This is a genomic window from Micromonospora inyonensis (assembly GCF_900091415.1).
Lineage (GTDB): Bacteria > Actinomycetota > Actinomycetes > Mycobacteriales > Micromonosporaceae > Micromonospora > Micromonospora inyonensis.
Genome location: NZ_FMHU01000002.1, coordinates 2271119 through 2283351 on the forward strand (window position 1 = coordinate 2271119; position 12233 = coordinate 2283351).

At 71.2% G+C, this 12233-nt stretch carries 12 protein-coding genes and 1 pseudogene; 7 read left to right on the forward strand and 6 right to left on the reverse strand.

Going from position 1 to position 12233, the window contains the following annotated elements:
* Positions 1-100: 100 nt before the first annotated feature.
* The gene (locus tag GA0074694_RS24460; protein WP_091462344.1) at positions 101-1486 is read left to right on the forward strand and encodes an IS1380 family transposase; all 1386 of its coding nucleotides are present in this window, start codon (positions 101-103) and stop codon (positions 1484-1486) included.
* Between the two features lie 169 nt (positions 1487-1655).
* Here GA0074694_RS24460 and GA0074694_RS24465 read toward each other — a convergent pair whose 3' ends face one another.
* Positions 1656-3026: a cellulase family glycosylhydrolase gene (locus GA0074694_RS24465; protein WP_091463884.1), complete on the reverse strand. Its 1371-nt coding sequence runs from the start codon at positions 3024-3026 to the stop codon at positions 1656-1658.
* A 198-nt stretch (positions 3027-3224) separates the two neighbouring features.
* Here GA0074694_RS24465 and GA0074694_RS24470 point away from each other — a divergent pair, with 198 nt between their 5' ends.
* Positions 3225-4196 carry an NAD(+)/NADH kinase gene (locus GA0074694_RS24470; protein WP_091462347.1) on the forward strand — a complete coding sequence of 324 codons (972 nt, stop codon included), beginning with the start codon at positions 3225-3227 and terminating at the stop codon, positions 4194-4196.
* 200 nt (positions 4197-4396) lie between these two features.
* Entirely contained in the window at positions 4397-5695 is a 1299-nt protein-coding gene (locus GA0074694_RS24475) for an MFS transporter (RefSeq protein ID WP_091462349.1), read from the forward strand.
* Between the two features lie 384 nt (positions 5696-6079).
* Here the strand turns inward: GA0074694_RS24475 and GA0074694_RS24480 are convergent.
* Together GA0074694_RS24480 and GA0074694_RS24485 are read right to left on the reverse strand one after the other, a co-directional pair.
* Positions 6080-6595, reverse strand: a pseudogene (locus GA0074694_RS24480) (M23 family metallopeptidase); the annotation flags it as partial.
* A gap of 259 nt (positions 6596-6854) precedes the next feature.
* A complete protein-coding gene (locus tag GA0074694_RS24485) occupies positions 6855-7868 on the reverse strand; it encodes a pyridoxal phosphate-dependent aminotransferase (RefSeq protein ID WP_091462352.1) in 1014 nt (337 codons plus the stop codon).
* Between the two features lie 96 nt (positions 7869-7964).
* Here GA0074694_RS24485 and GA0074694_RS32365 point away from each other — a divergent pair, with 96 nt between their 5' ends.
* Both GA0074694_RS32365 and GA0074694_RS32370 read left to right on the forward strand, forming a co-directional pair.
* Positions 7965-8147 (forward strand): GyrI-like domain-containing protein, encoded by a 183-nt coding sequence (locus GA0074694_RS32365; protein ID WP_218105797.1) that lies wholly within the window; start codon positions 7965-7967, stop codon positions 8145-8147.
* A gap of 27 nt (positions 8148-8174) precedes the next feature.
* Entirely contained in the window at positions 8175-8441 is a 267-nt protein-coding gene (locus GA0074694_RS32370) for a GyrI-like domain-containing protein (protein WP_342670957.1), read from the forward strand.
* An 18-nt stretch (positions 8442-8459) separates the two neighbouring features.
* Here GA0074694_RS32370 and GA0074694_RS24495 read toward each other — a convergent pair whose 3' ends face one another.
* Both GA0074694_RS24495 and GA0074694_RS24500 read right to left on the reverse strand, forming a co-directional pair.
* Positions 8460-8630 (reverse strand): LuxR C-terminal-related transcriptional regulator, encoded by a 171-nt coding sequence (locus tag GA0074694_RS24495; RefSeq protein WP_091462355.1) that lies wholly within the window; start codon positions 8628-8630, stop codon positions 8460-8462.
* 15 nt (positions 8631-8645) lie between these two features.
* On the reverse strand, positions 8646-9533 hold the full coding sequence (locus tag GA0074694_RS24500; protein WP_091462358.1) for an AfsR/SARP family transcriptional regulator: 888 nt from the start codon (positions 9531-9533) through the stop codon (positions 8646-8648).
* A 191-nt stretch (positions 9534-9724) separates the two neighbouring features.
* Here GA0074694_RS24500 and GA0074694_RS24505 point away from each other — a divergent pair, with 191 nt between their 5' ends.
* Together GA0074694_RS24505 and GA0074694_RS24510 are read left to right on the forward strand one after the other, a co-directional pair.
* The gene (locus GA0074694_RS24505; protein ID WP_091462360.1) at positions 9725-10516 is read left to right on the forward strand and encodes a hypothetical protein; all 792 of its coding nucleotides are present in this window, start codon (positions 9725-9727) and stop codon (positions 10514-10516) included.
* A 173-nt stretch (positions 10517-10689) separates the two neighbouring features.
* On the forward strand, positions 10690-11424 hold the full coding sequence (locus tag GA0074694_RS24510; RefSeq protein WP_091463891.1) for a VOC family protein: 735 nt from the start codon (positions 10690-10692) through the stop codon (positions 11422-11424).
* Positions 11425-11564: 140 nt separating this feature from the next.
* Here the strand turns inward: GA0074694_RS24510 and GA0074694_RS24515 are convergent, their stop codons facing one another.
* Positions 11565-12068, reverse strand: a complete 504-nt coding sequence (locus GA0074694_RS24515) for a GNAT family N-acetyltransferase (protein ID WP_218105799.1) — start codon at positions 12066-12068, stop codon at positions 11565-11567.
* Positions 12069-12233: the final 165 nt, after the last annotated feature.

Consider the following 12233-nt stretch of genomic DNA (forward strand, 5'->3'; position numbering starts at 1 on the left):
TGGCCGGAACAGCGCGAATATGTGACGAGAGTGCCCTCTGAGCTGGGATGATCGGGTTTGTCAAGAACTCAGATCACACCAACCCAGAAGGGCACTCTCGGTGCGAGGATCTCATGCCTGGCGTGCGGACAGCGCGGTGTTCGACGAGGACAATCTCGTGTCGTGTGCGGGGCTGGTGCCCGTGCTGGAGTTGGCCGAGCAGGCCGGGTTGTCCCGGTTGCTGGACGAGCACGTCCAGTTCGCCTGCGAGCGGGTCAAATCCGGTGCGGCGAAGCCGACGCCGAAGCTGACCTCGATCATCGCCGGGATGGCCGCCGGCGCGGACAGCATCAGCGACCTGGACACCATTCGGGCCGGTGGGATGAAGAAACTGTTCGGCGGGGTCTACGCGGCCGCGACGTTGGGGATCTTCCTGCGGGAGTTCACCCACGGCCATACCCGGCAACTGTCGGCGGTACTGCGCCGGCACCTGGTCGCCCTCGCCCAGCGCACGCCGGTGCTGGACGGCATCGACGACCGCACCTTCATCGACATCGACTCCCTGCTGCGTCCGGTGTACGGGCACGCCAAGCAGGGCGCCTCGTTCGGGCACACGAAGATCGCGGGCAAGACCATCCTGCGCCGGGGCCTGTCCCCACTGGCGGTCACGATCTGCACCGCGACGGCGGCACCCGTGCTGGCCGGTGTGCGGTTGCGGGCCGGCCGCGCCGGCTCCGGCAAAGGTGCCGCGTCCATGCTCACCGAGGGCATCAACACCGCCATCGCCTGTGGCGCGGACCCGGCGAAGATCCTGGTACGCGGCGACTCCGCATCCTGCAGCGGCAAGGTCATCACCGCAGTCGTCAAAGCCGGAGCGCGGTTCTCGTTCGCCATCGCCCGCAACCCGGCCGTCGCCGCCGCGATCGCCACCATCGGCGACCACGCCTACACGCCGGTGCGCTACCCGGGCGCGGTCGTCGATCCCGACACCGGCGAGCTGATCTCCGACGCCCACGTCGCCGAAGTGCCCTACACCGCCTTCGCCGACACCCGCCACCGCATCACCGGCCGGCTCATCGTCCGCCGTGTCCCCGACGCCAACACCCAGGACCCCCTGTTCCCGGTCTGGCGGTACCACCCGTTCTTCACCAACAACCCCGCACCCGTCGCCGACGCCGACATCACCCACCGACACCACGCCATCTGCGAAACCGTCTGGTCCGACCTCATCGACGGCCCCTGGGCACACCAGCCCTCCGGCTCGTTCAGCGCCAACGCCGCCTGGACCACCCTCGCCGCGATCACTCACAACCTGCTCCGCGCCGCCGGCACCCTCACCGGCACCGCCCGCTACGCCGTGGCCCGAGGCGCCACCCTGCGCACCCACCTGATCAACATCCCAGCCCGACTCGCCCGCCCACAACGCCGCCCCGTGCTGCACCTACCCAGCCACTGGCCTCGAACCCAGGCTTGGCTCACCCTCTGGACGGCCGTCCTCACCACCTGAACACCTCGACCCGTGCACACCACCCCCGGCCACCACACCCATCCACGCTGACCCCACGACCAGGAACCGAGAACGCTGGGCAGACCAGCAGCACAGCCACACCCTCACACCAACATCAAGATCGACTCACGCGCAACCATCTCGACTCGAAGCCGGTCCACGGATCGGCTCAGAAGTCGTCGGAGGTGCGGATCCGGTCGCGGATCCAGGCACCGGCGGGCTTGAGGCGGCTGGTACCGCCGAACTGGCCGGTGCCGCAGGTGCCGGTGGTGAAGACGGCGCCGGAGCGGAAGTCGTCGGAGAAGTTCCAGTTCGCCCAGCTGATCTTCTTGCTGGCCATCAGGTCGAGATACCGCTGGGCCATGGTGAAGTTGTTCGCGCCGTCACCGGAGTAGTCCTGCGTGCCGAACTCGGTCACGAAGAGCGGCAGCCGGTCGGCGGCCTGGGCGAAGGTGTTGTAGTACGCGTCGCCGTGCGAGGCGGCGTAGAAGTGGAAGACGTACATGAGGTTCCCGCCGGTGACCGGATTCGCCACGATCGTGTCGACCCCGCCGCCGCTGCCGGAGACGCCGAGCGAGGACCAGTCCGGCGTGCCGACCAGGACCACGGCCTCCGGGTCACGGCTACGGATCACCGGGACGACATGGTCGGCGTAGCTCTTGATGGCGCTCCACGCCACCCCGTTCGGCTCATTGGCGATCTCGTAGAGCACGTTGACCTTGTCCTTGTGCCGGTCGGCGATCTCGGCGAAGAAGGTACGGGCCCGGGTCAGGTTGTGGTTCGGGTCGCCGGGGCTGAGCATGTGCCAGTCGACGATGGCGTACATGCCCCGGGCGGTGGCCAGCTCGATGTAGTTGTGCACCATGTCGGTGAAGCGGCGCGGGTCGGTCTCGTAACCGCCCTCCTGGATGTACATCGAGATGCGCAGCACGTCGGCGTTCCACTCCCCCGCCAGCACGTCCAGCGAGGCCGGGGTGGCGCAGTTCGCGTACCACTGGATGCCGTGCGTGCTCATGCCGCGCAGCTGGATCGCCTTGCCGTTGCGGTTGCAGAGCTGGCGACCACAGACCCGGAGCTGGCCGTTGGCCGCGACCGGTGTGCTGGCGGTCGGCGGCGACGTCGTGGGCGGGGCGGTGGTGGACGGCGGCGCAGTGGTCGGCGTGGTGCCGCCGCCACAGGGCTGACCGTTGAGGGTGCAGCGGGCCGGAGTGCCGGAGCCGTTGCCGACGAAACCGAAGGTGACCGAGGCGCCCGGGGCGACCGTGCCGTTCCAGGAGCGGTTGGTGAAGGTGTGATGCTGCCCGCTGCTGGTCAGCAGTGCGTCCCAGTAGGTGCCGACGGTGGTGCCGGCGGGGAGGTCGAACTCCAGGCGCCAGGAGGTGATCGTCATGGCACCGGAGTTGGTGATCGTGTAGCGCCCCTCCCACCCGGAGCCCCAGTCGTTGACCTTGGTGAAGCTCGCGGTCGGCGTCGCTGCCGCACCGGCGGTGTTGGTCAGGGCGAGCGGCACCAGCGCCACCGCCGCGATGAGGCCGGCCATCAGGATCGGTCTGCCGCGCAGTCGCACGAGGTACCTCCGCAAACGACTATGAAATCTACCGTCATCAAACTATAAAGAATGTTAATTATTGACGCAACGTAGTGCGCGGCCCGCAGGCGACCGTGGCCGGGTCCACCGACCGGGGTGGGAACGGGCGAAGGTCGAAGTGGCGGCTCCGGCCCCGGCTACGCTCAGCTGATGAGCCGTCCGGCAGCCGGCGACACCGGGGTTTCCACGCTGGGGCTGGTGATCCACCCCAGCCGGCCGGTGGGCGAATCGGTCGCCACGATCCTCGGCTGGGCCCGTACCCACTCGGTCCGGGTCGTCGGACGCGACCAGGACCGCGACCGGATCGGCCAGGGAATCGAGACGGTGCCCGACCACCGGTTCGTCGCCCAGGTCGACGGCGTCGTCGCCCTCGGCGGCGACGGCACGATGCTCGGAGCGATGCGACTGGTCGTCGAACGCCCGGTGCCGGTACTCGGTGTCAACCACGGCAACCTCGGCTTCCTCGTCGAGATCACTCCCGACACCCTGGACCGGGCGCTGGCCCGAATGGTCGACGGCGACTTCACCGTCGAGTCCCACAGCTGCCTCGTCACCGACTGTTCCGGGGGCCCGCCGCTACGGACCGGCACCGGCTTCAACGACATCGTGCTGGCCCAGCAGCGCCGGACCGGCACCGTCTCGGTCGACCTCGGCGTCAACGACGAGCAGTACGGCTACTACCGGTGCGACGCGCTGGTCGTCGCCACGCCCAGTGGCTCCACCGCGTACAACTACGCCGCCGGAGGGCCGGTCGTCTCGCCGTCGGCGCGAACGATGGTGATCACGCCGGTGGCACCGATGGCGGGCATCGGCCGGTCCGTCGTGCTCGGCACCGGTGACCGCGTGTCGCTGCGGATCGCTCCGGACAGCCGGCCGGTCGACGTCGACGTCGACGGCACCCCGTCTGCCGAGCTGGGCCCCGGCAGGGTGCTGACCGTCTGCCTACGCGAGGACGCCGGCCAGGTCGTCCGGTTCTCGACCAGCCGGTACACCAGGCGGAGCCAGATCAAGCTCAGCCTGCTCGACCTGCCGATGCGTCGTGACCAACTCCTCGGCCTGTTCCCCGAGCACCTCCGCCCGCCGACCACCGGCCCGGCCCCGGAGCGGGAGAACCCCTGGTGACGGTGGTGTCCTACGCTCGACACCGGCCCGCGAGGCGGTGGGAGTCGGCGGTCGACCTCCCGTAGACCTCCGCGCGGTCCACCGGTCGTCAGGGAGGACACGAGTGAGACACCTACTTCCGCACGTGCCGTACGGCCACGGCGCCGAGGACCCGGCACCGGACGGTCGGGTCCCGGCCCGCGACACCACCGGCTGACCACATGTCGCAGATCTCGACCGGTCCCGCCGGTCCCGCCACGTCACCGTCGCCCTCGCGGGCGGACCCCAGATGGTCCGCCTGGCGGGTCGTGGTCGGTTTCGGGATGGTCAGCCTGGCCGCCGACATGGTCTACGAGGGCGCCAGGTCGATCACCGGACCGCTGCTCGGCGCCCTGGGCGCGTCGGCTCTGGTCGTCGGCCTGGTCTCCGGCGCGGGAGAGGCGATGTCGCTGCTGCTGCGGCTGGCCTCCGGTCCCCTGGCCGACCGGACCGGCCGGTACTGGTCCCTGACGCTGCTCGGGTACGCGTCGACCGCCGTCTGCGTTCCCCTGCTGGCCGTGGCGCCCTTTCTCGGTGGGGCGGGTCTGACGGTCGCCGCCGCGCTGATCCTCGCCGAACGCGCCGGCAAGGCCGTCCGCAGCCCGGCCAAGTCGGCGCTGTTGGCGCAGGCCGCCGGCGCCGTCGGTCGTGGTCGTGGCTTCGCGGTCCACAAGGCCCTGGACCAGGTCGGTGCCTTCGCCGGGCCCCTGGTGGTCGCGGGCGTCCTGGCGACCACCAGCGTGATCTGGCCGGCCCTGGCCGTTCTCGCTGTGCCCGGGGCGCTCGCCATCGGTCTGCTGCTCTGGATCCGCCTGCGCGTGCCCGACCCGGCCGTCTTCGACACCGACCCCGCCGCGCCCACCGTCTCCCGGCCACGCGCCGGCAGCACTCCGCCGACCCGGCTGAGCCGCTGGCTCGGTACCGACCTGCCGCGCCGCTTCCTGCTGTTCGCCGCGGCGGCCGGGGCCGCCACCGCCGGGCTGGTCACCTACGGGGTCATCTCGTTCCACGCCAGCCGGACCGGCCTGATCCCCGTCGCGGGGATTCCCCTGCTGTACGCCGCCGCGATGGCCGCCGCCGCCCTCGCCGCCCTGGTCAGCGGGCAGCTGTACGACAGGTGGTCGTCACGGGTCCTGTTCGCGCTGCCCGTGCTCGGTGCCGCCGTGCCGGCGCTGGCCCTGTCCGACAGCCTCGTCGCCGTCGTGACGGGAACCCTGCTGTGGGGTGCCGCCGTGGGCGTGCAGGACTCCACCGTCAAGGCTCTCGTGGCCGACCTCGTCCCCGCCGCCCGCCGCGCCACCGCCTACGGCGTCTTCGCCGCCGTCCAGGGCGGCGCGGCGCTGGCGGGTGGCGTGCTGGTCGGAGCGTTGTACGCCCGCTCGCTTCCCGCGCTGATCACCGCCCTCGGCATGACCCAGCTTCTCGCGCTCGGCCTGCTCGCCGCCAGCCTCGCCGACCGCCGGCCGCCCGCGTCGCCGTAGTCGGCGTCGGGCGTCGTCCGGGCCTGATCTCGGCGACGAGACGGTGGCCCACCGTCGGCCCGGGCAGCGGGCGGTCCGCGCCGGGGTGGCTTCCGGCGCGGACCGTGGGTGCGGCTCGTGTCCGCCGGAGGGCACCCGGGACACGACCGGTTCCGGCCGCAGCGGCTAGCAGACGGGCACGCCCGGCAACTGCGCGGCGGGGTGGTCGATGTAGATGTTGGTCATGTAGCCGTTCTGGTCGCGCAGGCGGGCCCACCAGTTGTTGGTGTAGCCGTCGGCGGTGACGGTGTCGCCCTGCTTCTGGCAGAGCACGTACACCAGCGTGGGACCGGCCAGGGTGGCGACCACCGGCGCGGCGAGTCGCACGTCGCTGCGGACCCGGATGCCCGAACCCCAGGTCCAGAAGGCGGTGCCGCCCCCGCAGCCGTTGTCGCTGGTCAGGTAGCACTGGTGGTACGAGCCGGGATACGGCGCGAGCGAGGCCCCGTTGATCACGATGTTCTGGCCGACGCCGTTGTAGAGCTGCTCGTAGTGGATGTGCGCGCCGGAGGAGTTGCCGGTGCTGCCGGTGGTGCCGATCTGCTGGCCTTGGTTGACCCACGCGCCGCTGGCGACGGAGAACGCGGCGAGGTGGAAGTAGTACGTCTTCCAGCCCCCACCGTGGTCGATGACGATGTAGTTGCCGGCACCGCTGGCCTGGTAGTAGCGGGTGGCGGTGCCGGCGGCGGAGGCGAGGACCGGGGTGCCGGCGGTGCTGCCCCCGTCGGCGCGGACGAAGTCGAGGGCCAGGCGCACCTCGGCGCTGTGGTGACTGTAGGTCCACCGCTGGCCGCAGGGGTACGGCGCCTTGAACAGCGGAGCGGCCTGGGCGGGGGCGGCGACGAAGAGCGTGGCGGTCAGGGCGGTGGCGAGGGCGGCCAGGAGCGTGACGAGGTACCTGATTGGTCGCACGGTTCATCCTTGCGGCTAGGGATAGAACCATGTCGATGCGTGCGCAGTATCGTGATCGTAGGCACGATATCGATCGATGTAGATAAGCATTCTACTGGCTGCCACCTCCCGTAGGTTTTCTGCGACCGACCCCCGGCCGCCGGGTCCCCTCCCTGGCGCGGGCGGCTCCCGACCGGCCGGGAGCCGCCCGATCACCGGCGGGAGCCGCCTAGCCCATCGGCACGGATCGCGACTCCGGTCGCCGGACCGGCATGTCATGGTGGAAGCCGGCCGACTCCAGGCGCGTCAACGCGGTCCGGATCAGTTCCGTCTCCGGGCCGATGAACATGCGCACGTACGGAAGGGGCGTGTCGACCGACGCCGGGTAGGGCCACGGCCAGGCGGGTGCCAGCAGCACCCCGGTGGCCGCGAAACAGTCCCACCGGAACCGCTCCACGCCGTCCGGGAGCAGGGCGTACTCCCGGGGGACCGACAGCATCAGGTAGGAACTGCACTCGCCGAGGTGGACCGCCTCGGTCGGATAGCCCAGCCGGCCGGTGAGGAACTCCCCGATCACCGTCCGCCGCTGTCGGTACGTCACCCGCTGCCGGGCCAGGAACTCCCCACTCGCCGGATCCGCCAGCCAACGCGCCATGGCCGGCTGGTAGCCGCCCCCGTACATCAGACAGTTGTGGAGGCAGTACCGGTTCACCAGCAGGTCCAGCGTCTGCGGGTCGGCGACCATGGCACCGATCCCCCAGCCGTTGCAGTGGAACTGCTTGCCGAGCGAGCGGACCATGAGCCACCGCTGTCGCGCCGACGCCGGCAGGTCCGCCAGTTGTTCCAGCAGCACCGCCAGCGCCGAGGTCGGGACGACCTCGTCGTCGTGCACCGCGTAGTAGGCGTCGTCGACGAGGATCCCGGCGCCCCGACCGGCCGCCTTGCGGATCGAGGACGCCACGAACTGCGGGTCCCAGTTGACCGCCGTCGGGTTGTGCTGGGCGTTGACGACCATCAGGGCGAGGCGCTCGTCGGGTCGCGCGTCGACCTCGGCCAGCAGTACGTCCAGGTCGTCGTCGGACGGGGCGAACCCACGTTCCGGCCGCAGCTGGTGGTACCGGACGCGGTAGCCGAGCGCCTCGTACACCCCCTGGTAGTCCCAACTCGGGCCGGCCGCCACCACCACCGGCGTACGACGGTCACCCTCGTCCTGGTCCCGCAGCAGCCGCCCGAAGTCGAACATGGCGGAGCGGGTCCCGGTCCAGGTGACGGCGACCTCGAAGCCGCCCGGCTGGTCCAGGTCGAGGCGAGGCTCCGAGCGATCGAGAGCGAGGGGCAGATGCCCACCAACGACATCGTCATCAGGGACGTCCCGGCGGTCCGGGTCGCGGAACTGACCGCGATCGCCGCCAGCTACCAACCGGAGGACATCAGCCCGGTCATCGGACCCCTCTACGACGAGCTCTTCCGACGCCTCGACGCGGCCGGCATCACCTGCACCGGGCCCGGAATCGCCTACTAAACCGACGAACCGCAGGGAGCCGGCCGGATCATCGTGCACGCCGCCGTCGAGGTTGCCGCCCCCTGCCAGGACGGCGCCCTCCGGGTACGGGACCTTCCACCCATCGACCAGGCGGCGACGATCGTGCACCGGGGCTCGATGGAGGCGGTCGTCCCGACCGCGCAGACCCTGACCCGCTGGATCGACGGCAACGGGTACCGGGCGATGGGATACCCGCGGGAGGTCACCCTGGAGTGCCCGGCGAACCGCGACGACTGGGTGACCGAGCTACAGGCACCGGTGAGTCGCCGCTGACGCCTTCCCGGTGCCTCGTCAGAGCACCCGGGCCAGCTGGGTGCGCGAGCGGATGCCGAGCCGGTGGAAGATGTTGCGCAGGTGGTGGTCGACGGTGCGGGTGGAGAGGAACATCCGGTCGGCGACCTCCCGGTTGGTAAGCCCCTCCGCGACCGGCTGCGCCACCCGCAGCTGCTGACCGGTCAGCAGCCGGGCCGCGGGTGGTCACCTGCCGGCACGCCGACGCACCCGGGAGACCCGCCAGGTCGGGGGACGGCGAGGTCGGTACCGCACCGGCCCGGTGGAGACAGGCTCGGTGGCGAGGGCCGGTGCGAGCGTGCCGTCCTGGCGGAGGATCGCGGCTTCGAGCCGCCGCAGGGCCGGCCCCGGGTCCACGCCGAGCTGCTCGGCCAGCGTCCGCCGGGCCCGCCGGAGCACGCCGAGCGCGTCCCCCTGCCGGCCGGCCCGGTAGAGCGCGGTCGCCAGCATCTCCCAGCCCCGCTCCCGTAGCGGTTCCTCGGCGACCAGCGACTCCAGCTCACCGAGCAGGGTGGCGTGTCGTCCCACCTGGAGCAGGGCCGCGATCCGCAGCTCCACGGCGGTGGCGCGGGCCGCCTCCAGCCGGGCCACCGCCGGCAGGAGGAACGGCGCGTCGCCGAGGTCGGCGAAGGCCGGGCCCCGCCAGAGGGCCAGCCCGGCGTCGAGGGTGGCCGCCGCCTCGACGGCCCGCCCCTGGTCGAGCAGCGCCGCACCCCGGTCGACCAGCGCGGTGAACCGGTCCTCGTCGACCCGCCCCGGCGGCAGGCGGAGCGCGTAGCCGGTCCCCTCGTGGACGAGCACGTCGCCCCGGCGGGCCGAGTGCTCCGGTTCCAGCGCCCGGCGCAGGCCGGCGACGTACCCGTAGAGCGTGGCGCGGCTGGCGACCCGGTCATGGTCCCCCCAGACCAGCTCCCGCAGCCGGTCCACCGGCAGCATCCGGCCCCGGGCGACGAGCAGGGCCGTCAGCACCATCCGCTGCCGCCGACCGCCGAGCGCGACCGGCCGGCCGGCCCGCACGGCCCCGACCGGACCGAGTACACACAGGTCGACGTCGGTTGCGTCGGTATCCCCCACCGGTGTCCATCCCTCCCTCCGCCGTCATCCCCACCCCGCACGGGGTCGGTCGATCACGACGGTCTGCTGTCGACCAGAGGAGACGCCGTCGGTGATCGGGAAGGTTGGGCGCCGGACGGCGGAGTCGGGTAGCCGACTGTCGACGTCGGTTTCCCAGACGGATCCCAGACAGTGCGGGTTCGCTGCCGGACATGAGACGTTTCCTCGCCGTCGTCGCCGGTGCGGTGCTGGCCGCCACGGTCGCCGTCGCGACTCCCGCCGCCGCCGAACCTGTCTGCGACGTCCCCTCGCCACCACCGATCTGCAACCCGGTCGAGGATCCGCCGCCGCCGGAGGGCAGCGACAAGTCGCCCACCGGCCGGGTCGAGTCGTACGGCTTCGCCGACGGCAGCTTCCGCGTCCAGGGCTGGGCCCGGGACGTCAACGGTGGACCCGTCACCATCTGGGTGAACGTGGACGGGCCGTTCGTTGGCGGGTACCCCGCCAACCTGTGGCACACCGGGCAGGGCGCCAGCGTCGGCTTTGACATCACCGTGCCCGCGCCCTCGACCGTCGGCACCCACCAGGTGATGATCACCCTGGTCAACGTGCCCGACGGGACGGAGCCGGCGGCGCCGTACTCGAGCATCCTGAACTACCTGACGTACACGGTGGAGCCCACCCCGCCGGCCAACCTCAGCCTGACGCCCGTCATGGTCGACGGTCAGGACGCGATCGTGGTCGGCTTCACGGACCTCTCCACCGCCGAGGAGGGCTACTCGATCACCTACGACTGGATGGCCCGGCGGATGGACGACGAGGGGCACTGGGTGCTCACCCCGGAGTCCCGCACCGTGCACGTCGGCCCCGGCCCTGGCACCGGCTGGTACACCCACACCGTCACCGGCCTCGTGTCCAACACCTTCTACCGGTTCTACGTCCGCACGAAGGAGAACGGCCGTATCTCCACCCCGACCACCGGCGGCGTCTCCACCCTCGACTGACTCGCCCGTCCCGACGACGAACGCCGGGGGCCCGGGTGACGGCGTGCTCTCGACGCCGTCCCCCGGGCCACCCGCCGGTGCACCCCGCCCACCCGTATGCACACAGGTCATTGCCGTGACCTCGATGATCACCCCCGGGCGGATCGACCCTCCACTTCGGCACAATGGCCGCCATGACCGATCCCGAAATACGTCCGAACGAGACCACCGTGCCGTTGCTGCCCTGCGTGTCCGCCGAGGAGACACTCGCCTTCTACCAGGCGCTCGGCTTCCGGGTCACCTACCAGCAGACCCGCCCCTACCTCTACCTCGCGTTCGCGTGGAGCGGGTTCGAGCTGCACTACGGGGCCGCACCCGCGGACGTGCACCCGAGCCGGGAGAACGGCGGCGGATGCCTGGTGATGGTGGACGCCGTCGCGCCGTACCACGCCGCGTTCACCGAGGCGATGCGCCGCGCGTACGGCAAGGTGCTGGCCCGGGGTCTCCCCCGCATCACCCGCTACCGACCCGGCGCGAGCCGGTTCACGCTGGTCGACCCCTCCGGCAACTCGATCATCTTCATTCAGCGTGACGAGGAGAAGGATCTGGAGTACGGCGGGTCGAAGAAGCTGAAGGGCATCGCCCGGGCGCTCGACAACGCGCGCATCCTCCGGGAGTTCAAGAACGACGACCGGGCGGCGGTGCGGACGCTCACCTTGGCGCTGCGCCGGTACCGCGACACGGCTCCGCCGGTCGAACGCGCCCTGGCCCTGGCGGCCCTGGCCGAACTGGCGGTCGCCCTCGACGAGCCCGCCCGAGCCGAGGAGTGGGTCGCCCAGCTACGGGCGATGGAACTGACCGACGCCGACCGGCAGCGGATGGAGAGCGAGGTCGCCGACATCGTCCGACTGCGCGATTGGCTGACGTAGGTGCTCACCCTCCCGACCCGTCTGGATCCGGGCACCGCGGATCGACCGGCGCCCCGTCCGGTGTGCCCGGGTGGGACGCCCGCACCTCAGGCGATCGCGGCCCGGGGCAGTGCTGAGGCGCAACTGCGGATACTTCGGCCTCAGCCGGCTCGGTCCTCGGCTGCCAGATCGACGAAGCCAAGTCGCCGGTTCATCGCGATCGCGGACGTGTTGCGGGAGTGTTGGAACGTCACCAGCCGTTGGTAACCCGACGATCGGACAAACCGGATCGCGAGTAGTTTCAATGCCAGGGACAGGCCCTGCCCACGGTGGGGTGCGAGCACACCGGTCATCTCGGAGAACGCATACCGCTTGTCCGGATGCAGAGAGGTCGCGGACATTCCGATCCAGGCGCCGTCACGGGTCGCAAGGACGACGCCGCCCGGGTTGAAGGTGGCCACGTCGATGCGCTGGGTGACGTACTCGGCGTACGTGTAGAAGGCTCCCCGGTCCGGGATATCGGCCGAGCACGTCCTGTTGAGGTCGTAGAGCGCGCGCCGGTTCTGCGGCGTGTCACCGAGTTCCGCCATCGTCGTGAACCTGGTGCCCGACGTCCGTGCCCGTTGCAGGTAGGGCTCGAACTCCGCGTCGTCGAACTGCTCCACGTCCAGTTCAAGCCGTACCCAACCCGCCATGGCCAGGACCTTACCCACCCGGCCGGGTCGTGCGTCGACGGCCGCGGTTGCCGGCTTCCTCGGCCACGCCGGCCCCGCCCGGAGCCGGACGGTGCAGCGCAACCGGACCGACCGACGGCGGGGACCGGCCGGACC